This window comes from Gillisia hiemivivida (assembly GCF_007997295.1).
In the GTDB taxonomy this organism is placed as follows: Bacteria; Bacteroidota; Bacteroidia; order Flavobacteriales; family Flavobacteriaceae; genus Gillisia; species Gillisia hiemivivida.
Genome location: NZ_VORY01000010.1, coordinates 80,626 through 106,017 on the forward strand (window position 1 = coordinate 80,626; position 25,392 = coordinate 106,017).

Here is a 25,392-nt window from a genome sequence, read left to right on the forward strand (position 1 = left end):
AAGGCTTCGAAAATTTTACGCCGTGGAAGCACTACACTTGCAAAAAAGAAGTTCTTAAGAAGATAAATCAGCTAGAAACAATCATACGTCAAAAACCTACGCTAGATATTTTTTTTGTCACGGGTCCAACATTGACGGAAGTTAAAATTGGTATCGTCACCCTGTCCCGATACTTCGGGAGTTTCAGGGTCTCTAATTCGGAGCAACTTAGAAAATACGTCAAGTAGCTCTAAGTTTTTAAATGAAGGCAGAAGTTACTTTTAAAAAACAAAAATATGGAATATTTCCTTTTTAATGGAAATATTCCATATTTTTATTTAATGCCTGTAGAGAGAGAATATATAAAAGGAAGAGGAGCTCAATTGAATGTATCCAATAAATTTGATACCCATAGTAATGAGTTGCGATCAGATTTTTTGAATTATTGCGCGATAGAAGGTGATGAGGTTACCAATTCTAAAACGGTTCTTATAGATACGTTCCCAAAAACCATTGTAAATAAAGTGGTAAGTCCAGATGTTGGAATGGGATATTCCTTAAATCCATACCAAGGATGTGAGCATGGTTGTATCTATTGTTATGCACGAAATTCTCACGAATATTGGGGTTTTAGTGCAGGATTAGATTTTGAACAGAAAATCTTAGTTAAGCGGAATTCAGTAGAACTTCTGGAAAAGAAACTGCAAAGTTCAAGATGGAAAGCAGTTCCTATTATTCTCTCAGGAAATACAGACTGCTATCAGCCAACAGAGAAAAAACTGGAAATCACACGGCAACTACTTAAAACATTCTTGAAGTTTAAACACCCAGTGGGAATAATCACTAAAAATTCCTTGGTGCTTCGAGATCTTGATATTTTAAAAGAATTGGCAAAGGATAATTTGGTGCAAGTACATCTTTCTATCACCTCTTTAAATGAAGAAACTCGTAGGCTCCTAGAGCCAAGAACAGCAACGGTCAAAAAAAGATTGGAAACTCTAAGCCAATTAGCCTCAAATAATATCCCGGTAAGTGTTATGATGGCTCCCATTATTCCGGGAATCAATAGTCATGAGATCCTACCGCTTGTAAAATCCATTGCTGATAATGGCGCTTTAGGAGTTGGTTATACTATGGTAAGGCTGAATGGAGCAATCGGTGGGATATTTTCTGATTGGATCCAGAAAGCAATGCCAGATAGAGCAGATAAAGTACTGCATCAAATTGCAGAATGTCATGGTGGAAATTTGAACGATAGTGTATTTGAAAGGCGGATGAAAGGCTCAGGAAACATAGCAGAACAGGTTTCTCAACAATTTAAGATCGCCCGAAAGAAGTATTTATCGGGAAGAGAAATGCCAAAGCTCAATTGTGAACTTCATGAAGAATACAAAGATGGACAGATGAAGCTGTTTTAACTAAGAGTAACTACTGGGAATTATTTATATATTCGGGGTTATTGAAAATCGCTATCAAATAATAGATAATTGAATAATAATTAATGAGAATCTATCAAGAAAATATAAAAAAGTATAATTCCAAAATATTAAGTTTAAATAAAATACTAAGTAGAATGTCATTACTCAGGCTACTTATATTTGTCATTTCAAGTATCATTATTATATACTTGTTTAGTGCCAAATTATTTACTCCTTTCTATATCGTGTTTCCTGTTTCAATAATATGTTTTGCTTTAGTTTTAAAGCACCACACAAAAATATCTTACTTAAAGAACCATATATTATTCCTGATAAACATAAATGAATCCGAGATTCTAAGAGAAAAATGTGACCTGGAAGAATTTGATACTGGACATAAGTTTATTGATCAAAATCATCCGTACACATCTGATTTAGATATTTTCGGGCAACATTCTATTTTTCAGTTGGTTAACAGGGCAACTACAGAATCAGGAATGATCCTTTTATCAAAATGGCTTTCGGAACCTGCATCTAATAATGAAATAGATAAAAGACAAGATGCCATAAAAGAATTATCTCAGAAATTGGATTGGAGGCAAGACTTTCAGGCGTCAGGCATGCACTTCCAAAATAAAAAAAGTGATTATTTTAAACTGTTAGATTGGGTGAATGAACCTGTTGTTTTATTAAAATATCGAAGAATATATATGGCAGTTGCAATAATCCTTCCTGTTCTATTATTGCTTGTCTCATACTTTTTTTATGCCAACCTGGGTTCACAAAAGGTGATTATTTATTTTTCTCTTATAATCTTAGTTCTGCTAATCAACTATATGATTTTAAGAAAGATAAAACCCATGGCGGAGGAGATCGTTGAAACCTCAACTAAGAATCTTCAAACGTTAAGGGGTTACCAGACCCTTATAAATAAAATTGAAAGTGAAAGTTTTCATTCAAAAAAATTATACGATTTACAATCAATATTAAAACATGGCAAATATTCGGCATACTATGAAATTAGCAGGCTATGCAGAATATTGGATTACTCACAACAAAGACCTATAGCGAAGATACCAATAAGTGGGAATTACGTGTATTCTATATTAAACTTTTTTCTGCTCTTGGATATTCACCTGATTATTGATACAGAAAATTGGAAATTAAAAAATAGAGAGGTTTTAAAATCGTGGGCGGATATAGTGAGCGAGTTTGAGGTAATTAATAGTCTTGCAGGTTTTTGCTATTCAAATCCATCATTTACATTTCCAGAGATAACAGAAAAGAACAACTACGTACATTTTGAGTCGTTGGGACATCCTTTAATAAATTCAAATAATCGTGTTTGCAATAATTTTCATTCCGAAGGACAAGGTAATGTTGTTATGATTACCGGATCTAATATGGGAGGAAAAAGCACATTTTTAAGAACCGTTGGCGTAAACCTTGTATTGGCATTAGCTGGTGCACCTTGTTGTGCAAAATGTGGGCAGATTACCAATCTGAAATTATATACCAGTATGCGAACCCAAGATAATTTACTGAAAGGAATTTCATCTTTTTATGCAGAATTAAATAGAATTGAAAAGATGCTGAAACTGATAGAAAGTAATCACAATGTATTTTTTCTTTTGGATGAGATGTTTAAAGGTACCAACTCGGAAGATAGACATAGAGGAGGGTTTTCATTAATTAATCAAATTAGTGAGCTAAATACCTCGGGAATTATTGCAACACACGATATTGAACTTGCAAAATTAGCTGGGAATAAAATGTTGGTTACAAATTATAGTTTTAATAGTGAGATTAAAGATAATTCAATGATTTTTAGCTATGAACTTGATCCGGGTATATGTAATGATTTTAATGCAAGTGAGCTAATGAAAAATAGCGGAATCAAAGTTTTATCGAATATTTCATAAAGTGAAATCGAATAAAAATACGGCAAATAACAACGTAAAATGGAAATAGCGGATTTAACAGAAAAAAATTAAATTTGTTCCTATAAAAAAAATCGTTAAGCTAAAAAACCTTCATCCAAAATTCCACGCCACTGGAGTGTCTACATCTATTGGTGCAAGTACATCTTTCTATCACCTCTTTAAATGAAGAAACTCTTAGGCTCCTGGAGCCAAGAACCGCCACAATTAAAAAGAGATTGGAAACTCTAAACCATTTAGCTTCAAATAATATCTCGGTAAGTGTTATGATGACCATTATTCCGGGAATCAATAGTCATGAGATCCTGTCACTTGTAAAATCCGTTGCTGATAATGGCGCTTTAGGAGTTGGTTATACCATGGTAAGGCTGAATGGAGCTATCGGTGGGATATTTACTGATTGGATCCAGAAAGCAATGCCAGATAGAGCAGATAAGGTATTGCATCAAATTGCAGAATGTCATGGTGGAAATTTGAACGATAGTGAATTTGGAAGGCGGATGAAAGGCTCAGGAAACTTAGCAGAACAGGTTTCTCAACAATTTAAGATCGCCCGAAAGAAGTATTTATCGGGAAGAGAAATGCCAAAGCTCAATTGTGAACTTCATGAACAATACAAAGATGGACAGATGAAGTTGTTTTAATCCCTCATTGAGGGTTTAATAAGCGATGCACAGGCAAGGTAGACTCGCAATTAATTATTTAAATTGGAATGAAGGAAATAATGTTGAATTTATTCTTCGCTTACCAGATATATAAAGACAGGGAAATGATCTGAAAATCCTCCGGTATAACCGCTATAATCATAACTTCTAAAAGGATATCCACGGAATTGCCCGTTTAGGGTAATCAGATATTGTGAGTTAAAAATTCCGGCCTGGTAAAATTGAAGTCCGCTGCGGCTGCCTAATAAAGATTCAGAAATCAAGATCTGGTCGAATAAATTCCAACTATCCCTATAGGCTAAAGAACCTTTTCCTTGCTTGGCTAAATTTTCCATAGGATTGAACATCTCTTGAGCCGCGATGGTTTTACGATTATTGCTTGTTTTTAAAACCTTTTTAAAGCTTTTATTAGTAGGATCGTCATTAAAATCACCCATTGTGATGATCTTAGAATAAGGATCTTTTTGATAAATAGAATCTATGATCTGCTTGTTTAAATAAGCTGCTTTTTCCCTTTTATAATTGGATTTTGCTTCCCCACCGCTTCGGGATGGCCAATGGTTCACAATTATATTTATTGCTTCTCCATTTAACTTTCCAGAAACCACTAACTGATCTCTGGTAAAGATTCTCTTTGTAGGGTCATCCAGATCATAAAGCATTAACCTTCTGGACTGGGAATCATCGGACGTAAATAAAGATTTTTGATATAAAAGAGCCACATCTATGCCACGCATATCTGGAGAATCATAATGTACTATTTGATAATTAAATTTTTCTAAGAGGGGATGACTTACCAGATCTTCTAGCACTTGCAAATTTTCGACCTCACATAAACCTATAATAGCAGGCGCAGTTTTAGAAGTTTCCACTCCAATTTCAGAGATCACACGGGCAATATTTTTTATTTTATCCAGATATTTTTCAGGAGTCCAAACATCTTTCCCTAGCGGAGTTCTATCATCATCGAAAATTAAGGGATCATCTTCGGTATCAAAAAGATTTTCAACATTGTAAAAAGCTACGGTGTAAATATTATAATTCTTTCTCTCTTGACCCAAGGAACTAGATGTAACTATAAGAACTGTAATCATTGTAATTACAAGTCTTCTCAAATTTATAATAATAGAAGAAATGTTCCTCATGTTCTATTAAAAGTTAAATTATTAGTGAAAGTACATTTAATTTCAAATTAATTTAATAAAAAGGTTACCTTAATTGCTGAAATTGAGTGATTTATAATGAAAAGCAGAAAGCTTTTATTATTTATGATGCTTCTGGGCATTCTCAAGATTTCTGCTCAAAACACCTCCCTTACAGGTTCCGTAGTGGACGCCTTGTCCGATAATCCAATCTCAGGAGTAATTCTGAAACTGGAAGGGACTGCCTATGTTTCAAAAACAAATACTGAAGGAATTTTTATTTTTTCTGAGATCACTTTAGATACGGGCAATTATATTCTTGAAATTTCAAGATCTGGATACAACACGCTTCGCTTCCCGGTTAATTTAAATACTAACGGGAATAAACAGCTAGATTTCATCCCGCTTCAACCAGATCTTATGAAAGAACAAATTCAGTTAGCCACCATAAGTTTAAGTGAATCTGAGTTAAGCGAAGACCAGAGTGGAGCCGATAATATTGCCGGTTTGCTGCATGCTAGCAGAGATGTGTTTTTAAATGCCGCAGCATTCGATTTTAGTCAAACTTTCTTTAAACCACGAGGACTTGGAAGCGAATATAGTACGGTCTCTATTAATGGCATCGAGATGAATAAATTTTTTGATGGAAGACCACAATGGAGTAATTGGGGAGGGCTAAATGATTTGCAACGAAATCAGGTTTTTGCTAATGGCTTAGTTCCCGGAGAAACCACTTTTGGACAAGTGGCGGGGAACACTAATATTAATATGCGAGCCTCAAAATATGCTAAAGGCGCGAAAGTTTCTTATGCCGGAGCGAACAGAAGCTATACCGGGCGAATTATGGGCAATTATAACTCTGGAGAAAAACAAGGTGGCTGGTGGTATTCTGTTGGTTTGGCAAGGAGGTTTGCAAATGAAGCCTACATTGACGGCACCCTATACGATGCCAATTCATTTTTTGCTTCAGTTGAAAAAAGGTTGAATTCGAACCATTTTTTAAATTTCACTGCATTTTATACTCCAAATACTCGCGGAAAATCTTCAGCTAATACTCAGGAAGTATTCGATCTAAAGGGAAGAAAGTACAATTCCTTTTGGGGTTTTCAGAATGGTGAAATAAGAAATAGCAGATTAAAAGAGATCCAAGAGCCAATTTTGATGCTGAATCATTTCTGGAAAGTTTCAGAAAGAACTCGACTCAATACAAATATTGGATACCAATTCGGGACTACAAGAAATTCTCGTTTAGATTTTGGAGGCACTAGACTGGTAATTCAGCCAGATGGGCAAGAAAGTTTTGTGGGAGGTGGAAGTAATCCAGACCCATCATATTATCAAAAACTACCAAGCTACTTTCTAAGGTTTGAAGATAATCAGAATTATGAAGCGGCCTATTTGGCGCAACAGGAATTTCAAAAGGATGGACAAATAGATTGGAATTCACTATACAATGCCAATGAAACGGCATTTGATAGTGGTGGAAATTCTGTTTATGTTGTTGCAGAAGATGTTACAAAGGATAAGTTGATAAATGTAAACACTATTTTAACTTCATCTATAAACCCATCGATATTAATTAATGGAAAACTGAAATTTTCTTACTTAATCAGTGAAAACTACTCGGAGGTAAAAGATCTTCTAGGAGGAACCGGATATTTGGATGTAGATTTCTTTTCTGAAGGAAATAGGGCGCAAAGTGATTTATTGAACCTAAACAGGATTGCCGAAGAAGGAGAAAGATTTAAATATAATTTTGAATGGCAAGCAAGTTCTGCTGAGGCCTTTGTAAATGCAGGATTCAAATCTAAAAAACTAGATTCTTATTTAGCGGCCCAAGTATCTCAAACCTTTTATCAAAGGGAAGGTCTGTTTCAAAATGGGAACTTTCCGGATAATTCTTTAGGAAAAAGCGAGAAATTGAATTTTACAGATTATGGCATCAAAGCTGGTTCTGTGTTTAAACTATCTGGGAAACATTTATTTGAAGTTAACACAGGGTATTTCACAAAACCTCCAACTTTAAGAAATTCATTCTCTAATTCCAGACAAAACAATAACACTATTCCCGGCCTAAAAAGCGAACAAATTTATTCTGCAGATGCTAGTTATATTTTTAGAAGTTCGATGATAAAGATTAGAATTACTGGTTATTTTACTCAAATTAATGATGCTACAGAAATCTCATTTTACTATGCCGATGGGCTTTCTGGATTGGGAAGAAATAGTACTACGGCATTTGTTCAGGAAATACTTTTTGGAATAGATAAACAACATATAGGACTAGAAATGGGTTTTGAAGCCCAAGTTACTTCTACTTTAAAACTAAAAAGTGCCCTTGCTCTAGGTCAGTTTGTTTATAATAGCAATCCAAATTTAACGCTCACTTCCGATGATTTTACTGAAGCTCAGAATTATGGAGAGTCTAAATTAAAAAACTATAGAATTGCAGGTGGACCGCAAAGAGCTGCACAATTAGGTTTTGAATATCGCGATCCTGATTTCTGGTGGTTTGGCACAACGCTCAATTATTTTTCTCATGCTTTTGCAGATGTTAGTCCGCTAGCTAGAACCAGCAATTTTGCAACCGATTCAGACGGACTTCCACTTCTAAACTATGACGAAAATATTGCTCAAGACCTCTTAAAGCAGGAGCAATTTGATGATTATCTATTATTGAATGCCGTTGGAGGAAAATCCTGGAGAATTAAGAATAATTACATCGGATTTTTTATAAGTATCAATAATATCTTGGATGTAGTTTACAAGACAGGAGGCTTCGAGCAATCTCGAAATGCGAATTTTAGAACTCTAAAAGAAGATAGAGATAGGGAGCAACCTGTTTTTGGCTCCAAATATTGGTATGGAACGGGGTCTAGCTATTATGCTAATATATATGTGAGATTTTAAAAAATAAGAAGATGAAGAGATTTAAATATTTAAAGCGGACTGTATTATTTATTACAATTCTAGCATTGGCATCTTGTGTGAAAACAGATGATTTTGAGATACCGCAGACTAACGAAGCTGTAGATGCATTTAATGGAAATCTAACAAGCATTTCTGCAATTAAAGGGAACTATAATCCTACTACAGCTCAAATTTATAACTTTCAAAATACGGAAACTTTTATCGAAGGTTTTGTTATCTCTAGTGATGAAGCCGGGAATTTTTATAAAAAACTAGTACTCCAGGACAAGTCTTCAAATCCTACATCTGGGATTCAAATTTTATTAGATGAGACTTCTTTATTTGAATCTTATGAATTTGGTAGGAAAATCTATATAAAATTAGAAGGCCTTAGTTTGTGGTTTAATAATGGGGTTTTTCAACTAGGGATCCAAAATAGAGGAGATGTAGTTGCGATTCCTCAATCATTGATAGATGAACATCTTATTAGATCTTCTATCACTTCAGAAATTGAACCTGCAAGTCTTGATATTTTAGATTTTTCTGAAGCTTATACGAACCTTTATATTCGTTTAGAAAATATTCAATTCAACAAAAACTTAATTAGGGAAGGCCAACGCTTTACATTTGCGGCTGAGGTGACTGATAGATTTGACGGAGAACGCCAAATAGAGAGCTGTGAGACGGGCAGCTCAAGTTTCTTAAGCACTAGCACCTTTTCAGATTTTAAGTCGTTGTTGTTGCCTCAGTTTTCTGGAACTATTGAAGGAGTTTTAACTCGTAACTTTTATGATGATCATTTTGTTGTGATCCTTAATTCTCCAGAAAATTTACAATTTGAAGAAGACTCCAGATGTGATCCAAATTATTTGAAATGTGGAGAGAACTTAAGCGTAGGCTCAAAAGTTTTGTTTGAAGAGAATTTTGTTGGAATAAGCAATGAAAACATGCTTGACGGCAGAGGGTGGACAAATATTAATGTAAACGGAGGAAACGAACGATTTGAAGATGGGATCTTAAATAGCGATAGATATATTAGAATATCTGCTTTTAAAACTAATGAAAACCCATTGGAAGCGTGGCTAATAACCCCGGGAATTTATCTAAACAATTCAATTAATGAAGTTTTAAGTTTTGATATTAAAGCTTCCTATGATAATGGAATCTTTCTTTCCGTATTAATAACAAACAGTTTTACAGGGAATCCACTTACCACAGAGTGGCAATTATTAGATGCTACTATTCCCATTGGACCCACCAGCCAATTTGGAACAAACTTTAAAAACTCCAAGATCGATATTTCTTGTTTAGAAGGAACCATAAATATGGCCTTCAAATATCTTGGTGCGGCGCCAGACAAAACGACGACTTACGATATTGATAACATAAGAGTAACAGGAAATTAAGATTTGTTTTAATTGTTTTTGACTATATTTAAGACAGGCAAATATCCCCTCTTTTTTAATTATTTATTTTATACTATATGGTAAAAAAATTACTATTGATAGCGGTACTGTTATTTGTATTTATTACTTCCACTCAGGCTCAGGATCTTTCCGGAAAATGGCGGTGGAATTCAAATAATGGGCAGGTGGTTTATTCTCTTACTCTAAACCATATTTCAAAAGACAGGGTAACAGGTGTACATTGTATTCAGAATTTCAAAAGAAAAATTATAGAATGTTTTACACCGGAGGAAGAATATACGGTTACTTTAGTAAAAATTACCGAAAACATTTTTAAGGGAAGTCTTCTTAGCGGAACAGGAAAAGAAAGGGAGATGCGCGATATCCAAATCCAGTACCTGCCCTTGGAAGATAGAATTATATTTAGCCTCACTACGGTGCCGGAGGAACCATTTCTTATACCGGTGGAGGCGATTTTACAGCGCTAACAGCAATTTGTATATGATAGCGTAATTTGGAGACCAAACCTAGTAAACAGGATCCGTTTTAGAACTTTTACCTTTATAACACCATTTTCTCACCTTAACCCCAAGCCAAAATACAACCTTGTACCCACCCGGTGAGTGGCGTAAGAAACTAAAAAAACCTGCTACACTATAGATAGCAGGTTTATAAATATAATTTCTGGGAAAACTTATTCCTCTTCTTGGTCCTCAGTAATGGATTCGTATTCTGGATAAAGCAAGTTGTTATATGGAAATCTGGTAATATGAATCTCTCTTACAGTATCGTAAACTTTCTTCCTGAATTCTTCCATATTGTCTTTGTTCAGTGCTGAAATGAACAATACGTTATCACCCATCCTATTCATCCAGGTGCGTTTCCAATCTTCTAAAGAATAGTGGTCTTGAGTATGTTCTGTAACAAGATCATCTTCTTCTATTTTTTCTTCCACAAAAGCATCGATCTTATTGAAAACCATAATAGTCGGCTTGTTGGTAATCTTTATATCCGCCAAGGTTTGGTTCACAGATTCAATATGATCTTCAAAATTTGGATGTGAAATATCCACCACGTGCAATAAAAGATCGGCTTCCCGAACTTCATCCAGAGTAGATTTGAAGGATTCTACTAACTGTGTAGGCAATTTTCTAATAAAACCTACCGTATCGGTTAGAAGAAAAGGCAAATTTCTGATTACTACTTTTCTTACAGTGGTATCTAAGGTTGCAAATAATTTGTTTTCAGCAAAGACCTCGCTCTTGCTTATCACATTCATCAAGGTAGATTTCCCCACATTCGTATAACCTACAAGCGCTACGCGAACCATTGCTCCACGGTTTCCACGCTGCACGCCCATTTGCTTATCTATCGTTTCCAATTTCTTTTTAAGCAAGGTGATTTTATCTCTTACAATCCGTCTATCTGTCTCGATCTCTCTTTCCCCAGGACCGCGCATTCCAATACCCCCACGCTGACGTTCCAAGTGAGTCCACATTCCGGCAAGTCTTGGCAATAGATATTGATATTGTGCTAATTCTACCTGAGTTCGTGAATTACTGGTTTGAGCTCTTTGTGCAAAGATGTCTAATATTAGATTCGTTCTATCCAGAATCTTACAATCAAGGATCTTTTCTATGTTTTTTTGTTGTGCAGGTGATAGTTCATCATCAAAAATGGCAGTTCCCACATTGTTAGCTTCAATAAAAACTCTAACATCTTCAATCTTTCCAGTTCCAATAAATGTCTTTGGATTCGGCTTTTCCATTTTCTGGGTAAAACGCTTTAAAACCTCGCCACCAGCAGTATATGTTAGAAATTCAAGTTCATCTAAATATTCATTTAGTTTTTCTTCACTCTGCTGCTGGGTAACAACTCCAATAAGCACAGTTTTCTCGTATGTTAAATCATTCTTTTCTATCATAATCACAAAGTTACACAATAGATTGTAACCGGAATCTTAGAGTAGATTATTCAACAAAAATTTAACTATATGAAAATTTATTTTGAAATCGATTTCATCCTGAGCCTGCTTTAGGATCTAAATGAAGTGGAGTTTAATTTTGTGAGATCCCTCATTGCATTCGGGATGACATTTGTTTAATGTTTTGGTCGAAGTCGAGAAACGCTTTTTTAATGAAAACCACATTTCGACATCCCGATCCCTCGGGAAATGTGACAAGTCTAGCGCCTTTAAACAGAGTTCATTCTGAAGGTAATGTAGTGGATTGAAGAATCTCAATAAAGCAGAATCAATTAACTAGAGATCCCTTCTAGTGTCGTGAAGACATTGATTATATAATTTAATTGGATTCTAAAACCATATTAAACTAAAAGATCCGGAACATTTAATGCTCCGGATCTTTATAATATAACTTCACATCTCGACAGGCTCAATGTGAAAAATTTAATTTGAATGCGGCTTATTAGAATTTGTGATTAATCCCAAGTCCGAACACTTCTCTAATTTGAAATGCACCCACGGTATTATCATCATAAATTGCTTGGAATATTACGTTAGCAGATAGGTTTTTGTTAATGCTCAAATTCACATTCAATAAATAATCTATATCTATATTCCCCGGTTTGTCTAAATAATTAGAATATAGATTTAAGGTATGCTCTGCAGTTACATTTTCTAACAAGAACATTTCAGCATAAACACCAATAGAAGCACCAAATTCAAATCTGGTAGCCTTTCCTTGGTCAACTCCAAAGTAATCTCCATCTACATATCCAGGAACACTTGTAAATTCGTCATCTACAAAAATTAGTCTGGCAGTAGCTGGTGCTATATTTACACTTAAATTCTCATTATATTTCCATAAGAGTCCTGGGCCTGTTTGGAGGTATCCCGGAGATAGGAAATGGGTGGTTTCTGTTCTAATGGTTTCTTCTGTTTCTGTGTCTTCACTAAATTCATAGCCCTTAGCAATTTGCGATCTAAAATTCAAGAAATAAGAATAATACCATTTTGTTTCTTGGATCTGTTTCCCCGCAATAGAATTAAATTCTATTCTGTCACTAGTCTTTCGTACAAACTCATCATCCTTCAATTTGGTTAAACCATAATTTGCAAGAATTCGGTTATCCCAAGTAAAATCATTCATTCTATAGTTGAAATCGTAATTTAGGGTAAGGTTTCCTGCGATGCTAGAGGTTCCTCCCCCTGTCCATTCTTTATTGAAAGCAGACTGATTAAATAACAATTGCACATTTCCATTTGTAGACCATCCATTAGGTGGTACATCTTGTGTTTTTTTGTCTTGTGCATTTACAGACGAAGCAGTAACAAATACCGCTAAGGCAAGTAATAATTTCTTCATTTTATCTAAGCTTTTTTTTGTTTAAATAATGGAACAGAAGAACATGCCTCCCCGTACAATATGCTTTTAGCAACAGGTTGTAATTTTTCTATTAATAATAAATATGCATTTTTTGGTACTGGTTTGTGGGAACAACCTTTTACTATGATCGGTTTTCCTTCTAAAGCAAAAACATCCAAATCCTTGATGATTTCGGTATAGATTACGGTTTCTAGTAATTCAAGATCACCTGTAACCACCTTTTTAGCGAAAGGATGTAAATGTGTAGCTAGTAGCATATATGCCCAAGCTGGTATTATCGCATCTGTAGAACATAGCAAAGCAACATAGCTGTCTTGGTATTTGCTCCAATCATGGGCCAATGCTTTTTCTCTAAATACAGTTTCGCGCAGCACTAATCCTTCAAGAAGCCAGTCTTTAATATCGAAAAGCACCCGCTCCCCTTTAGGATAGAAATCTTCCAGATCAAAAGTGACTAGTTTACTATTGGCAACTCTATTAATTATTTCTGTAGACATAGGTTATTTTAAAAATTTCAATTATCGCTGAAAATTATTAAAGCATTCCAAGTTCCAGTTTTGCTTCTTCACTCATTAGGTCCTGAGTCCAAGGTGGATCGAAAGTGATCTCTACCTCACAGTCCTTTACATCATCTAAAGTCTTCACTTTATCTTCTACTTCTTTCGGTAAGCTTTCGGCAACGGGACAATTAGGCGTAGTTAGGGTCATCAAGATCTTTACATCGTAATCTGTATTTACCATTACGTCGTAGATAAGCCCAAGTTCGTAAATATCTACAGGTATCTCTGGATCGTAAATAGATTTTAGAACTCTTACTATTTTTTCGCCCAATTCCTGAGTGTTTATTTCTGTTTCCATTTTAATCTAATTGCGTTTGATATGCGATTGCATACATTTTTAATTGCTTGATCATACTAACTAAGCCATTAGCTCTGGTAGGAGAAAGGTGCTCTTTTAAACCTATTTCATCTATAAACTTATTATCTGCTTCTAAAATAGCTGTGGGATGCTGATTGGAATAGGCACGAATAAGAATAGCTACAATTCCTTTAGTAATTATAGCATCGCTATCTGCACTAAAAGCCAGTTTATCACCATTTAAATCGGCATGTACCCAAACTTTACTTTGGCAGCCTTTAATTAAATTCTCTTCAACTTTATATTTCTCTTCGATCAAAGGCAAGGATTTCCCTAACTCGATCATATATTCATATCGTTGCATCCAGTCGTCGAACATAGAAAACTCATCAACAATTTCTTCCTGTATTTCTTGTATTGTCATACCTGATATTTTATGCAAAAGTACAATAACGAGATTTGCTATTCAACTGTTTCTCCCAATCTTAGTATAGCTTTAACCAATGATTTTAACTCTGAAGGCGGATTGCCATGATCGAAAGAATTTGACCTATAAACCTGGTCCCCCTTCTTAATAGTTAGAACGGCATGCGCGGCACCATCAAAAGTTCTTTTATCACTTGGCGGCTTTAACTTACTGATATTAGGGACATCTATTTCTTTCATTTTCTCTATTAAGTTATCCCAGTCTTTAGACGTCATTTTTTCTGAAGCCTTAGTTTCGCCACCCATGTTTCTAACTACTTTAATATCTTCTTGCGTCAAAGTGTAATTAGCTCGAGAACCACGAGTCATCGTTTCATATATAAAGCTTATTTCATTGTTCTGTTCATTATTTTGAGAACAGGTTTCAGCCATTAGTATGGGGAATAGAAGTAGGAGTATAAGTTTCATAATGGGAGGTTTTAAATGAAATTATTTTAATTGAAGAGTTAAAATACAAAAACTATCAGCTAATTAGAGAACTCCATTGAACATTTTGAAAGGGCCTTTCAAGCACCTAATAAAAAAAGATGTTTAAATGCAATGTTTTTTTTATGATTTATAGCTACGCTACTGAAGCATCATTTTCGCTTTTTTAATAGCGCCAATAAAAAGATCTACTTCTTCAAAAGTGTTGTAGAAAGAGAAACTAGCGCGCACAGTACCTGGAATTTTATAGAAATCCATAATCGGTTGAGCACAATGATGACCTGTACGAAGGGCGATACCTAATTTATCTACTATGGTACCAATGTCATAAGGATGAAGCCCTTCAATATTAAAAGAAATTACGGCAGTCTTCTCTTTTGAAGTGCCATAGATCTTTACTCCTTCAATTTCAAGAAGTTCTTTGGTCGCGTATTCTAGTAATTGATGCTCGTATGCAGCAATGTTTTTAAAACCTATAGCATTCATGTAATCTATCGCTGCGCCAAAAGCAATTCCTCCACAGATATTGGGAGTTCCGGCTTCAAATTTGTGAGGAAGCTCTGCATAGGTAGTTTTTTCGAAACTTACTGTAGCAATCATTTCACCACCACCTTGATAAGGAGGTAATTTATTTAGCCATTTTTCTTTTCCGTATAACATTCCAACTCCTGTTGGGCCACATATTTTATGAGCAGAAACCACATAAAAGTCAACATCTAAAGCTTGCAGATCTGCTTTAATATGTGGTGCAGCTTGTGCGCCATCTACTAGAATAGCAGCTCCGACTTTATGGGTAGCTTCAATGATCTCTTCAATAGGGTTAACGGTTCCCAAAGCATTGGAGACATGGTTTACAAAAACCATTTTAGTTTTGGCTGAAAGCAATTTGTGAAAAGCCTCCATATCCAGTTCCCCTTCTTGGGTCATTGGAATTACTTTTAAAATGGCGCCTGTTTTTTCACATAGCATTTGCCAAGGCACAATATTAGAATGATGTTCTAATGCAGAAACTATTACTTCGTCCCCTTTTTCTAATTCTTGAGCAAATCCATTCGCCACTAAGTTAATACTATGCGTGGTTCCAGAAGTAAAGATGATCTCATGAGAATTGGCCACATTAAAATGCTGCTGAATCTTTTTTCTTGCAGATTCATATTTATCTGTCGCTTCCTGAGAAAGACTGTGTACCCCTCTGTGAATATTAGCATTGTAATTGGAATAATAATCTACAATTACATCTATAACTTGCTGGGGTGTTTGTGAAGTCGCTGCATTATCTAAATATACCAAAGGATACCCATTTACTTTCCTTTTCAAGATTGGAAAATCTAAACGGATAGTTTCGATATCTAAGGGCAATTTATTGGCAACAGCTTTCATAAGGATTAAATTTTAGTCTTAAGAAATAATAATATAAAGTCCATTCCTAAATCAATAAGTTCAGGACAAGCCTTCAAGGTATTTCCCGATGGTTCGGGAGGAAAACACTTTAAAAAATTCGAGGCATCCCGGTACCTATCTGGACGTGGGATTAAACCCTCATTGAGGGATTAAAGATCGTAACCTAATTTAACTCCTAATTTAAGCGCAATTTGATGCGTAATTCTCTTTTTAATCTCTGGAATTTTCACGCTTTCCAATACATTATTAGCAAAAGCGTACATTAAAAGGGCACGAGCTTCTTTTAACGGAATTCCTCTGGAACGCATATAGAATAAAGAATCATCATCCAATTGTCCAATTGTACAACCATGACTACATTTAACATCATCTGCAAAGATCTCTAATTGAGGCTTCGAGTTGATGGTAGCTTTATCATCCAATAAAATATTATTGTTGGACTGGAATGCGTTGATCTTTTGTGCGTCTTTATCTACTAAAACCCTACCATTGAAAACACCTACAGAATTATTTGCGAAGATGCCTTTGTAGTCTTGGTGGCTTTCACAATTAGGTGCAGTATGGTGCACAAGAGTATTATGATCTACATGTTGCTTACCTTCAATTATCGTAATACCCTTTAAAGTAGATTCAGAACGTTCTCCTTTTTGATAAAAATTCAAATTGTTTCTGGTTAATTTTCCACCGAAAGAAAATGTATGCATATAGCAATAACTTTCTTCTTTTTGTTCAATAAAAGTATTATCAATTAACGAAGCAAAATCTCTGTCATTTTGAATTTTATAGTAATCTACAATAGCTCTCTTTTCAGCAAAAACTTCGGTAACAGAATTGGTAAAAACAGGATGATCTGTTAAACTCTGGTGTCTTTCTATAATTTGAACCTGAGAATTTTCTCCAACTACAATAAGATTTCTAGGTTGAACCAATAATGCCGATTCATTACCTGTAGAAAAATTGATTATTTGAATTGGTTTGTCTGCCGACTTATTATCGTGAATATGGATAAATGCACCCTCTTTAGAAAAAGCAGTGTTCAATGCGTTTAACCCACTATTTTTCGGAACTATTTTATTGAAATAGTTCTCTATGACCGGTTTATACTTAGACTTGCTTAAAGCCGAAGACATTAAGCAAACATCTATTTTATCGTGTGTAGTTTGCGATAAATGAGATGAGTAAATCCCGTCTATAAAGATCAATTTGTAAGAATCGATATCGTGAATAAGATATTTTTTAATATCCTTATAGTCTATAGCATCTTCCTTTTTAGGGAATACGCTATAATCATATTTCAATACCGAATTTAGAGAAGTGTATTTCCAGGCTTCATCCTTTTTAGATGGAAAACCCAAAGTTTCAAATTCCTTAATGGCATCGCTTCTTAATTGATGTATATCTGTATCCACATCAAAAGCTTCTTCAAAAGCCATAAAGGAGGATATTAATTTATCTTTTAATTCCATTGTGCGCGTATCTAGTTTTCTGCCCAAAGGCAGGTTTCAAGTTTCAAGTTTTAAACTTTACACCTTGAAAATCTTTTTTATTTAAATATGATATGAAATTGGCAATTTTTTTACTCAGCCTTTCATAATCATTTTTTAATCTCATTAAATGTTCTTCATCAATATATTCAGAATCATAGACTCTGTATAGCTGTGATCTAACTTCTCCAGCGGAACTTTGCTATAGATAGAAATTGTCTAAACTCCAAGTTTCCATCTCTTTCAAAACCTTCAGCAATATTGTCCATTACAGAACCCGAAGCACTTTTATTTGATCTATTAAATCTAATTTTAAATCGGTTGACTTGGAAATTATAATTATCTCATTCCAAATCTCTACAAATTCAAAATTTTTAATGGAAGCCATGATTTAATAAATTTATGCCGATTTAAGCTTCAATAACCTCAAACCTCAAACCTGCAAAATGAAACTCTATTAAACTGTTTTCTCTGGTTTCACCCAGTCGTAACCTCTTTCTTCCAATTCGTAAGCCAACTCTTTATTACCAGATTTCACTATTTTTCCATCTACTATTACATGAACAAAATCTGGAACTATATAATCTAATAATCGTTGGTAATGCGTGATCAATAAAACTGCATTATTCTCGCTTCTCAAATTATTTACACCATTAGCAACAACTTTAAGAGCATCGATATCCAATCCAGAATCTGTTTCATCCAAGATCGCTAACTTAGGATTTAACATTGCCATCTGGAAGATCTCATTTCTCTTTTTCTCCCCACCAGAAAATCCTTGATTTAGAGAGCGAGATAAGAATTTACGATCTATTTCTAATGCTTCAGATTTATCCCGAATCATCTTCAAAAGATCTTTAGCAGGCATATCTCCCAATCCTTGAGCTTTTCTATGTGCATTGAGAGATGCTTTCATGAAATTTGTTACTGAAACTCCTGGGATCTCTACTGGATACTGAAAAGACAAGAAAACACCTTTATGAGCTCTTTCTTCAGGATCTAATTCTGCAAGATCTTCTCCTTCAAACAAGATCTCACCACCTGTCATTGTATATTCTTCTTTTCCAGCAATTACAGAAGCTAGCGTACTCTTCCCAGAGCCATTAGGTCCCATGATAGCATGTACTTCTCCTGGATTAATTTCTAGATTAATTCCTTTAAGGATTTCTTTATCCTCTATGCTGGCCTTTAAATTCTTTATTTTAAGCATGTGTTTATTATATTTTACCGAAAAAATCGGATAAATTATTTATTCATTTTCTATAATGGGTTTCGCCATTATATCCACCACTTCGGTTATCTCAATTAATTTTGAATAACCGGTAGCTTGTACATTATCTTTAACTTGCCCTTTAACTTTTATTGGAATAATGCTGTTTTCACCTTTTTTGAAAGCATTTAGGCTGTCTGTTAGTTTGAAAGCAACAGAATCCATTTTCACTTGAAAAACGAATTTATCGCCTTTTAAGACTGCCATTTTTCCAACAGAGATAAAATCACCTTGATATACCTGAATACTGTCCATTACTTTTTCAGTAATCTCCATTTCAGGCTGCTTTTCAGGCTCATTATCACATGCAACAGCAATTAAAATAACGCTTATTAAAAGTAGAAACTTCTTCATTCTTCGATTTATCCAACAGATCCCTCAAGGGATATTTCCAATAATTTTTGTGCCTCTACTGCAAATTCCATTGGTAAGTTGTTCAATACTTCTTTACTGAAACCATTCACGATAAGTGCGATTGCTTTCTCTGTATCTATACCTCTTTGATTGCAATAGAAAATTTGATCTTCTCCAATTTTACTGGTAGTTGCTTCATGCTCTACTTGAGCAGTTTTGTTTTTCACTTCAATATATGGGAAGGTATGCGCTCCACAATCATTCCCCATTAACAGGGAATCACATTGGGAGAAATTTCGAGCATTGTCTGCCCTACTATTTATCTGAACTAATCCTCGATAAGAATTTTGGGATTTCCCAGCAGAAATACCTTTCGAGATAATGGTGCTTTTAGTATTCTTCCCTAAATGGATCATTTTAGTTCCAGTATCTGCTTGCTGATAATTGTTGGTTACAGCAATAGAATAAAACTCACCTATAGAATTATCTCCTTTTAGAATACATGATGGGTATTTCCAAGTAACCGCAGATCCAGTTTCAACCTGTGTCCATGAGATCTTTGCGTTTTTCTCGCAAATTCCACGTTTGGTTACAAAATTATAAACTCCACCTTTTCCTTCTTTATTACCAGGAAACCAGTTTTGAACTGTAGAATATTTTATCTCTGCATCGTCCAAAGCAATAAGCTCCACAACCGCAGCGTGTAATTGATTTTCATCTCTGGAAGGAGCAGTACAGCCTTCTAGGTAACTTACATAACTACCTTCATCTGCAACTAAAAGAGTTCTTTCAAATTGCCCGGTATTAGCTTGATTTATTCTGAAATAAGTAGAAAGTTCCATTGGGCATTTTACACCTTTTGGAATATAACAGAAAGAACCATCACTAAATACAGCTGAATTTAAAGCTGCATAAAAATTATCTTTCTGTGGAACCACAGTCCCAAGGTATTTTCTAACGAGTTCTGGATGTTCTTTAATCGCATCAGAAATACTCATAAAAATAATTCCCTTTTCTCCCAAGGTTTTTTTGAAAGTTGTAGCAACCGAAACTGAATCTACTACAATATCCATTGCAACATTATTCATTTTCTTTTGCTCATCTACAGAAATCCCTAATTTTTTGTACATCGCCAATAGATCTGGATCTACATCGTCTAATGTTTTATTTGGGTCTACCGTTTGTGGTGCCGAGTAATAGGAGATAGCCTGAAAATCTGGTTTCGTATAATGGACATTTGCCCATTCTGGCTCGGTCATTTCTTGCCAAATTCTAAATGCTTCCAATCTCCAATTGGTCATCCATTCTGGCTCGTCTTTTTTCTTTGAAATAGCTCGAACAATATCTTCATTTAAACCAATAGGAAAAGTTTCCGATTTTAGATCGGTATAAAAGCCATACTCATACTCTTTGGTTTCAAGCTCCTTCTTTAAATCATCTTCAGTATATGCCATATTTTTATTTTCAGTTAATAAGTTAAAAAGCGAAAAAGTTAAATTAAACTAGCTCTCTTTCTAATAAAATTAATGTAATTGGATAATTGTTTTGAAATTTCAATTATTAAACTTTTCAATTCGAAATAGCTCTTTTCATCAATTAGTTTAACCTCCATCATCACATTTAATATATTCCTTACTTCTCCAGCTGAAGCTTTGGAAAAATATAGAAATCTGATATATTCTTTATCAAAATCTCTTTCAAATCCTTCAGCAATATTATTTGTTATAGAAAGAGTGGCTCTTTTTAGCTGATCGTTTAGAGCAAACTCTTTGCTTAATTTGCTGGTTTTTAATAATTCATAAATCTGCACAGTAAACGAAATGGATTTCTTATATACCTCCAAGTCCTCAAAAGTTTTAAACCGCTCCATTCACTTCTTTTCTCTTTGCCTCTTAACTCTTTTACAGTGAAAAACTTTCACCACATCCACAAGTTCTTTCTGCGTTCGGATTGTTAAATACAAAACCCTTGCCATTTAGTCCGCCAGAATATTCAAGAATTGTTCCTGCCAGATATAAAACACTTTTTTTGTCGACAACAATTTTCACATCATTATCTGTAAAAAGTTTATCGTCGTCTAGTTGAGATTTATCAAACTTCAATTCATAAGATAAACCTGAACAACCTCCACTTTTCACACCTACGCGTACAAAGTCAATTGTAGCATTATAACCTTCATCGGTCATAAGCATTGATATCCTTTTTTTTGCGTCTTCGCTTACCTTTATCATACTTAAAAGATTAGTCATAATTTGACTGCAAATATACTACAAAACAAGCGGTTTACCATAGCTGCGGGATATGTTTTAAGAATAGAGATATAGGCAAGTCTAATGAGCTTTTTCGTTATTTTTAGCTCAGTAAATCCATGAGGAACTAGCTTTCTTTACACTATCTTAAAATCACAAATGCTATTAAAACAACGATTTTTGAGAGAATATTCAGTTATTTTGCACATTCTAAAATTTAAACGATCATGATAGAAGATAGTCAACAAAGTAGAACAAAACTTTCAGAATTAGGGGAATTTGGTTTGATAGACCTTTTAACAAAAAATCTTGATAGTAAATTACCATCAACTATCAAGGGAATTGGAGACGACGCTGCTGTTTTAAATTTTGAAGGAAAGCAAACTATCCTTACTACAGATTTGTTGGTAGAAGGTGTGCATTTTGATCTAGCTTATATGCCTTTGAGACATTTAGGATATAAAGCAGTGATGGTAAATTTGTCTGATGTTTATGCCATGAACGGCGTGGCAACTCAAATTACTGTTGGAATTGCTTGCTCAAATCGTTTCCCTGTAGAAGCTTTAGAAGAGTTGTATTCTGGAATAGAACTAGCTGCTAAATTATATGATATAGATGTTGTTGGGGGTGATACCACATCATCTACAAAAGGGCTTTTAATTAGTATTACCGCAATAGGGGTTGCAGATAAAGAGGATGTAGTTTATAGAAACGGCGCAAAACCAAATGATCTTTTAGTAGTAACTGGAGATCTAGGGGCGGCCTATATGGGCTTGCAGATCTTAGAACGTGAGAAAGAGGTTTTCAAGGTGAATCCAAATTCACAACCAGATCTTGATGCCTACACCTATTTAATTGAAAGACAATTGAAGCCGGAGGCTCGTAAAGATATTTCAGGCTTACTTAAATCTTTAGAAGTAAAACCTACTTCTATGATCGATATAAGTGATGGCTTATCTTCTGAAATCATGCATTTATGTAAAAATTCTAAAACGGGAGTTAACCTGTTTGAAGATAAAATTCCATTGGATCCAACTGTAATTTCAGTTTGTGAGGAATTTGAAATAGATAGCACCACAATTGCATTAAGCGGTGGTGAAGATTATGAATTGCTTTTCACAGTCTCTCAAACCGATTTTGAAAAGATCAAGGCGAATCCTAATTTTTCAATAATAGGTCATATGACAGAAGAAAATGAAGGAATGCATTTAATAACCAGAGACAATACCAAGATTCCTTTAATAGCTAAAGGTTGGAATGCGATGGAAAAGGATGCGGAAGATTAAGAGGCTTTTGCAAACTGACGCTGTCTTCTCCTACTTCTTCTTTTATAAAAATTAGCTAAAAACTTATTGGTCTCTTTAAATTTCGGGGTTAATTTTGCCAGTAAGCCATTTGCGGTATCTGTCATTTCCACTCTACACTTAGCGCATTGATATTCGTGAATATGATCTGTAACATTTTTAGACACTTTTAATTTATGTCCGAAGATGCTGCAATATGCTTCTGCGAACGAAAATAATTTCGGGGATTTTGATTTCATATAAGCTATTTTTCTTGTTTGCAAATTTAAAAGTATTAAAAAAAAGTTAATTAATCGATACAAAGTGTCTTTTAATCGATGAAATACATAAATTTTTCTAATTCACTTTTGTTTTCTATAAAGGATAAGTGCCCACCAGAAAGGGGTAGGAAGATACAGTTTGTTTTATCTGCAACTATTTCAACATCAGAAAAGTTAAGTATAGAATCATTAACTCCGGCAACGATGTATTTTGGGCCGTTATAGAGAGTTAATGTTGAAGTTTCGTCTGTACGAATTTTCATACCTTTCAAAGCTGCTATAATTCCTTCTTCTGAAAAGCTTAAAGCCTCTTTCTTTAATTTTTCCAACTCTTCTGGGAATAATTCCCTGTTTTTTACACTTACTAAATTGGAGATTGCCATATTTATATAAGAGTTTTTGCTCTTTCTCAAAATCTTAATAGCACGATCTCTATTCTTTCTGCGTTCTTCATTATCTGATTCTGGTGTAGAATTCAGAAGCACAAGTCCTTTGGTCATTATAAGGAATTTTTTACAGAAAGCCAAACTCACATAACCACCCATAGAATGTCCAACTAAGGTAACTTCCTTAACTTCAAGTTTTTGTAATATATTTAATACCGCCTCTGCCATCAAATCCATGCTGTGTGTCTCTCCAAAATTCCCTGATTTTCCATGTCCGGGAAGGTCTATGGTGATCACTTGTCTTTTTTCTGAGAGCTTGTCAATAAAGGGATCCCAAATAGAGCTGCTCTCTAAAAAGCCATGTAAAAGAACTAAGGGATTTCCTGTTCCCTTAGAACTGTAAAAGAGTGGGGTATTTTTATACATTTGTATCATTTCCACAATATATTATAATAATTTAATTGGCAATATTAAATGAGCCGTAACTAATTATAACTTTCAATTGGAAAGAATGCAGGTGAATCGCAATCGACGAGCCAAATACAAATAGTCTAAATAGATGAAATTCAATAAAGAAGGTTTAATAGTTGGCTTTGCCCTATTTGCATTATTCTTTGGAGCCGGAAATTTAATTTTACCTCCTTTTTTAGGTTTTTTAGCAGGTTCTCAATGGTATTTAGTTGCCTTAGGATTTGTGATCTCAGCGGTAGGATTGCCTTTAATGGGAATATTTGCCCATGCCAGACTACAAGGAAGTATGTTCAGTTTTGCTGAAAAGATCTCTCCCATTTTTAGTTTGATCTTCTGTATGTTTATCTATATAATTAGTGTGGCTTTGCCTGGCCCTAGAACTGCAGCGGTTACTCATGAAATTGCTATCGCACCATTTTTTGATATTTCCCCGCTTACTACAAGCATCATCTATTTCTTGCTGGTTTTTGTGTTTGTAATAAAACGATCCACCGTTATAAATAACATTGGAAAATTCTTAACGCCTGCTATTTTAATGTTGTTATTGGCTATTATATTTTCGGGATTCTTTACTGAATATAAGCCTATGGCAACTAATTTAACTGAGCTCCCAATCCTTTTAGGCTTTTTTGAAGGCTATCAAACCTTCGATGCAATTGCATCTTTAGTAGTGGGTGGTGTGATAATTATTTCAGTAAAACTGAAGGGTTATGATTCTCCTGTAGAGATCCATCAACTAATTACCACTGCAGCAATTTTGTCTGGATTGGGTTTATTTTTGGTGTACGGCGGACTTATTTTTAACGGAGCAATGGTGAATTCAGAATTCCCTCAGGATGTAACACGTACGGAACTATTATCGGGTATCAGTCTTCTTAACTTGGGTAGCTTTGCCCAAATTTGTCTCGCAATATTGGTTGCCTTGGCTTGTTTTACTACTGCTGTGGGAATTGTAACTGGAACAGCCGATTTTATGACAGAGCGAATTAAGAAACCACACGTTTATTCGATCACTGTATTTTTGGCCTGCTTTTTAGGTATTGTAATTGGGGCATTATCTGTAAATGCAATCATTGAAATTGCGCTCCCAGTATTGTTGTTGGTTTATCCACTAACTATAGTTTTAATCTTGCTGAATGTAATGCCTGCGGATTTTAGAACTAGATCGGTTATGATGGTGACCGTAATCGCAACAGCACTTTTTAGCCTTCCAGATGCGTTGAAATATGTGGTTTCTGAAGATTTGTTCTCAAACATTCAGCTTTATATTCCTTTATCTGAATATGGATTGGGTTGGGTGATTCCTGCAACTCTGGCATTTTTCGGAACTTATTTTTATGAGCAAAGATTTGAAACGCTAAAATCTTCAACCTAAACATATTTCAGCTTTATAAAAGAATAGATCCTGAATCTCCCGAAGCGTCCTATCGTGTGGACATATCTTTATGAATGGTCCACCCTTCCATTGCGGCTTTAAAATATTTCAATCCTATCCATAGGGTTGTTATCCCTGGATGTCTTTTGCTTTCATACCCTTTCCAACCACCAAGTCTAGCTATCGCCCAAACATATCTTTTTAGCTCTTTTTTCTTATAGTGGTTTTTTTGTTTCTCTGTTTTACCTTCCAGACTTTTTA

24 protein-coding genes and 2 pseudogenes are annotated in these 25,392 nt (G+C 34.7%); 8 read left to right on the forward strand and 18 right to left on the reverse strand.

What is annotated here, in order from left to right; genetic code table 11:
• The first annotated feature begins 320 nt into the window (after window positions 1–320).
• The 3 genes from ES724_RS10010 to ES724_RS10020 all read left to right on the forward strand — a co-directional run bounded on the left by ES724_RS10010 (window position 321) and on the right by ES724_RS10020 (window position 3,981).
• The gene (locus ES724_RS10010) at window positions 321–1,397 is read left to right on the forward strand and encodes a PA0069 family radical SAM protein (protein ID WP_146932645.1); all 1,077 of its coding nucleotides are present in this window, start codon (window positions 321–323) and stop codon (window positions 1,395–1,397) included.
• 83 nt (window positions 1,398–1,480) lie between these two features.
• Complete coding sequence (locus ES724_RS10015; RefSeq protein ID WP_146932599.1) at window positions 1,481–3,319, forward strand: MutS-related protein; 1,839 nt, start codon at window positions 1,481–1,483, stop codon at window positions 3,317–3,319.
• Window positions 3,320–3,471: 152 nt separating this feature from the next.
• Window positions 3,472–3,981: an SPL family radical SAM protein gene (locus ES724_RS10020; RefSeq protein WP_211362759.1), complete on the forward strand. Its 510-nt coding sequence runs from the start codon at window positions 3,472–3,474 to the stop codon at window positions 3,979–3,981.
• An 89-nt stretch (window positions 3,982–4,070) separates the two neighbouring features.
• On the opposite strand, the gene ES724_RS10025 is transcribed toward ES724_RS10020, so the two are convergent.
• Window positions 4,071–5,147, reverse strand: coding sequence for an endonuclease/exonuclease/phosphatase family protein (locus ES724_RS10025; protein WP_246136857.1), 1,077 nt, complete (start codon window positions 5,145–5,147; stop codon window positions 4,071–4,073).
• Between the two features lie 96 nt (window positions 5,148–5,243).
• On the opposite strand from ES724_RS10025, the gene ES724_RS10030 reads away from it, so the two are divergent.
• The 3 genes from ES724_RS10030 to ES724_RS10040 all read left to right on the forward strand — a co-directional run bounded on the left by ES724_RS10030 (window position 5,244) and on the right by ES724_RS10040 (window position 9,948).
• Window positions 5,244–8,054, forward strand: coding sequence for a carboxypeptidase-like regulatory domain-containing protein (locus tag ES724_RS10030; RefSeq protein ID WP_146932601.1), 2,811 nt, complete (start codon window positions 5,244–5,246; stop codon window positions 8,052–8,054).
• Between the two features lie 11 nt (window positions 8,055–8,065).
• The gene (locus tag ES724_RS10035) at window positions 8,066–9,460 is read left to right on the forward strand and encodes a DUF5689 domain-containing protein (RefSeq protein ID WP_146932603.1); all 1,395 of its coding nucleotides are present in this window, start codon (window positions 8,066–8,068) and stop codon (window positions 9,458–9,460) included.
• Window positions 9,461–9,537: 77 nt separating this feature from the next.
• The gene (locus ES724_RS10040) at window positions 9,538–9,948 is read left to right on the forward strand and encodes a hypothetical protein (RefSeq protein WP_146932605.1); all 411 of its coding nucleotides are present in this window, start codon (window positions 9,538–9,540) and stop codon (window positions 9,946–9,948) included.
• A gap of 206 nt (window positions 9,949–10,154) precedes the next feature.
• Here the strand turns inward: ES724_RS10040 and hflX are convergent, their stop codons facing one another.
• From hflX to ES724_RS10110, 14 genes and pseudogenes are all read right to left on the reverse strand, one after another.
• Window positions 10,155–11,384 carry a GTPase HflX gene (gene hflX, locus ES724_RS10045; RefSeq protein WP_146932607.1) on the reverse strand — a complete coding sequence of 410 codons (1,230 nt, stop codon included), beginning with the start codon at window positions 11,382–11,384 and terminating at the stop codon, window positions 10,155–10,157.
• Between the two features lie 502 nt (window positions 11,385–11,886).
• Window positions 11,887–12,786: a DUF3078 domain-containing protein gene (locus ES724_RS10050; RefSeq protein WP_146932609.1), complete on the reverse strand. Its 900-nt coding sequence runs from the start codon at window positions 12,784–12,786 to the stop codon at window positions 11,887–11,889.
• A gap of 5 nt (window positions 12,787–12,791) precedes the next feature.
• Window positions 12,792–13,304 carry a DUF2480 family protein gene (locus ES724_RS10055; RefSeq protein WP_146932611.1) on the reverse strand — a complete coding sequence of 171 codons (513 nt, stop codon included), beginning with the start codon at window positions 13,302–13,304 and terminating at the stop codon, window positions 12,792–12,794.
• A gap of 37 nt (window positions 13,305–13,341) precedes the next feature.
• Window positions 13,342–13,665 carry an SUF system Fe-S cluster assembly protein gene (locus ES724_RS10060; RefSeq protein ID WP_146932613.1) on the reverse strand — a complete coding sequence of 108 codons (324 nt, stop codon included), beginning with the start codon at window positions 13,663–13,665 and terminating at the stop codon, window positions 13,342–13,344.
• A 1-nt stretch (window position 13,666) separates the two neighbouring features.
• On the reverse strand, window positions 13,667–14,089 hold the full coding sequence (locus ES724_RS10065) for a SufE family protein (RefSeq protein ID WP_026836720.1): 423 nt from the start codon (window positions 14,087–14,089) through the stop codon (window positions 13,667–13,669).
• A 38-nt stretch (window positions 14,090–14,127) separates the two neighbouring features.
• Window positions 14,128–14,559, reverse strand: coding sequence for a hypothetical protein (locus ES724_RS10070; RefSeq protein WP_146932615.1), 432 nt, complete (start codon window positions 14,557–14,559; stop codon window positions 14,128–14,130).
• A 159-nt stretch (window positions 14,560–14,718) separates the two neighbouring features.
• Window positions 14,719–15,957: an aminotransferase class V-fold PLP-dependent enzyme gene (locus ES724_RS10075; protein WP_146932617.1), complete on the reverse strand. Its 1,239-nt coding sequence runs from the start codon at window positions 15,955–15,957 to the stop codon at window positions 14,719–14,721.
• Window positions 15,958–16,127: 170 nt separating this feature from the next.
• The gene (gene sufD / locus ES724_RS10080; RefSeq protein WP_146932619.1) at window positions 16,128–17,444 is read right to left on the reverse strand and encodes a Fe-S cluster assembly protein SufD; all 1,317 of its coding nucleotides are present in this window, start codon (window positions 17,442–17,444) and stop codon (window positions 16,128–16,130) included.
• Window positions 17,445–17,487: 43 nt separating this feature from the next.
• Window positions 17,488–17,731 (reverse strand): annotated as a pseudogene (locus ES724_RS10085) (four helix bundle protein).
• A 188-nt stretch (window positions 17,732–17,919) separates the two neighbouring features.
• Window positions 17,920–18,672 (reverse strand): Fe-S cluster assembly ATPase SufC, encoded by a 753-nt coding sequence (sufC, locus tag ES724_RS10090; protein WP_146932621.1) that lies wholly within the window; start codon window positions 18,670–18,672, stop codon window positions 17,920–17,922.
• A 39-nt stretch (window positions 18,673–18,711) separates the two neighbouring features.
• Window positions 18,712–19,086: a hypothetical protein gene (locus tag ES724_RS10095; RefSeq protein ID WP_146932623.1), complete on the reverse strand. Its 375-nt coding sequence runs from the start codon at window positions 19,084–19,086 to the stop codon at window positions 18,712–18,714.
• Between the two features lie 8 nt (window positions 19,087–19,094).
• On the reverse strand, window positions 19,095–20,540 hold the full coding sequence (gene sufB, locus ES724_RS10100) for a Fe-S cluster assembly protein SufB (RefSeq protein WP_146932625.1): 1,446 nt from the start codon (window positions 20,538–20,540) through the stop codon (window positions 19,095–19,097).
• Window positions 20,541–20,578: 38 nt separating this feature from the next.
• Window positions 20,579–20,956: a four helix bundle protein gene (locus tag ES724_RS10105; protein WP_146932627.1), complete on the reverse strand. Its 378-nt coding sequence runs from the start codon at window positions 20,954–20,956 to the stop codon at window positions 20,579–20,581.
• 31 nt (window positions 20,957–20,987) lie between these two features.
• The gene (locus ES724_RS10110) at window positions 20,988–21,317 is read right to left on the reverse strand and encodes a HesB/IscA family protein (RefSeq protein WP_146932629.1); all 330 of its coding nucleotides are present in this window, start codon (window positions 21,315–21,317) and stop codon (window positions 20,988–20,990) included.
• Between the two features lie 245 nt (window positions 21,318–21,562).
• On the opposite strand from ES724_RS10110, the gene thiL reads away from it, so the two are divergent.
• Entirely contained in the window at window positions 21,563–22,621 is a 1,059-nt protein-coding gene (gene thiL / locus ES724_RS10115; protein ID WP_146932631.1) for a thiamine-phosphate kinase, read from the forward strand.
• Here thiL and ES724_RS10120 read toward each other — a convergent pair.
• A complete protein-coding gene (locus ES724_RS10120; protein WP_146932633.1) occupies window positions 22,618–22,878 on the reverse strand; it encodes a hypothetical protein in 261 nt (86 codons plus the stop codon). The genes thiL and ES724_RS10120 overlap by 4 nt on opposite strands.
• 71 nt (window positions 22,879–22,949) lie before the next feature.
• On the reverse strand, window positions 22,950–23,711 hold the full coding sequence (locus ES724_RS10125) for an alpha/beta hydrolase (RefSeq protein WP_146932635.1): 762 nt from the start codon (window positions 23,709–23,711) through the stop codon (window positions 22,950–22,952).
• Between the two features lie 133 nt (window positions 23,712–23,844).
• Here ES724_RS10125 and brnQ point away from each other — a divergent pair, with 133 nt between their 5' ends.
• Window positions 23,845–25,131 (forward strand): branched-chain amino acid transport system II carrier protein, encoded by a 1,287-nt coding sequence (brnQ, locus tag ES724_RS10130; RefSeq protein ID WP_146932637.1) that lies wholly within the window; start codon window positions 23,845–23,847, stop codon window positions 25,129–25,131.
• Between the two features lie 49 nt (window positions 25,132–25,180).
• Here the strand turns inward: brnQ and ES724_RS16505 are convergent.
• Window positions 25,181–25,392, reverse strand: a pseudogene (locus ES724_RS16505) (hypothetical protein); the annotation flags it as partial.

Coding starts and splice junctions, on each gene's coding strand:
- brnQ (WP_146932637.1), top strand. CDS start 23,845: ATGAAATTCAATAAAGAAGGTTTAATAGTTGGCTTTGCCCTATTTGCA.
- ES724_RS10050 (WP_146932609.1), bottom strand. CDS start 12,786: ATGAAGAAATTATTACTTGCCTTAGCGGTATTTGTTACTGCTTCGTCT.
- ES724_RS10075 (WP_146932617.1), bottom strand. CDS start 15,957: ATGAAAGCTGTTGCCAATAAATTGCCCTTAGATATCGAAACTATCCGT.
- ES724_RS10055 (WP_146932611.1), bottom strand. CDS start 13,304: ATGTCTACAGAAATAATTAATAGAGTTGCCAATAGTAAACTAGTCACT.
- ES724_RS10120 (WP_146932633.1), bottom strand. CDS start 22,878: ATGAAATCAAAATCCCCGAAATTATTTTCGTTCGCAGAAGCATATTGC.
- ES724_RS10125 (WP_146932635.1), bottom strand. CDS start 23,711: ATGTATAAAAATACCCCACTCTTTTACAGTTCTAAGGGAACAGGAAAT.
- ES724_RS10070 (WP_146932615.1), bottom strand. CDS start 14,559: ATGAAACTTATACTCCTACTTCTATTCCCCATACTAATGGCTGAAACC.
- ES724_RS10095 (WP_146932623.1), bottom strand. CDS start 19,086: ATGAAGAAGTTTCTACTTTTAATAAGCGTTATTTTAATTGCTGTTGCA.
- hflX (WP_146932607.1), bottom strand. CDS start 11,384: ATGATAGAAAAGAATGATTTAACATACGAGAAAACTGTGCTTATTGGA.
- ES724_RS10010 (WP_146932645.1), top strand. CDS start 321: ATGCCTGTAGAGAGAGAATATATAAAAGGAAGAGGAGCTCAATTGAAT.
- sufD (WP_146932619.1), bottom strand. CDS start 17,444: ATGGAATTAAAAGATAAATTAATATCCTCCTTTATGGCTTTTGAAGAA.
- ES724_RS10040 (WP_146932605.1), top strand. CDS start 9,538: ATGGTAAAAAAATTACTATTGATAGCGGTACTGTTATTTGTATTTATT.
- ES724_RS10105 (WP_146932627.1), bottom strand. CDS start 20,956: ATGGAGCGGTTTAAAACTTTTGAGGACTTGGAGGTATATAAGAAATCC.
- ES724_RS10015 (WP_146932599.1), top strand. CDS start 1,481: ATGAGAATCTATCAAGAAAATATAAAAAAGTATAATTCCAAAATATTA.
- ES724_RS10025 (WP_246136857.1), bottom strand. CDS start 5,147: ATGAGGAACATTTCTTCTATTATTATAAATTTGAGAAGACTTGTAATT.
- ES724_RS10065 (WP_026836720.1), bottom strand. CDS start 14,089: ATGACAATACAAGAAATACAGGAAGAAATTGTTGATGAGTTTTCTATG.
- ES724_RS10030 (WP_146932601.1), top strand. CDS start 5,244: ATGAAAAGCAGAAAGCTTTTATTATTTATGATGCTTCTGGGCATTCTC.
- sufB (WP_146932625.1), bottom strand. CDS start 20,540: ATGGCATATACTGAAGATGATTTAAAGAAGGAGCTTGAAACCAAAGAG.
- ES724_RS10060 (WP_146932613.1), bottom strand. CDS start 13,665: ATGGAAACAGAAATAAACACTCAGGAATTGGGCGAAAAAATAGTAAGA.
- ES724_RS10035 (WP_146932603.1), top strand. CDS start 8,066: ATGAAGAGATTTAAATATTTAAAGCGGACTGTATTATTTATTACAATT.
- ES724_RS10110 (WP_146932629.1), bottom strand. CDS start 21,317: ATGATAAAGGTAAGCGAAGACGCAAAAAAAAGGATATCAATGCTTATG.
- thiL (WP_146932631.1), top strand. CDS start 21,563: ATGATAGAAGATAGTCAACAAAGTAGAACAAAACTTTCAGAATTAGGG.
- sufC (WP_146932621.1), bottom strand. CDS start 18,672: ATGCTTAAAATAAAGAATTTAAAGGCCAGCATAGAGGATAAAGAAATC.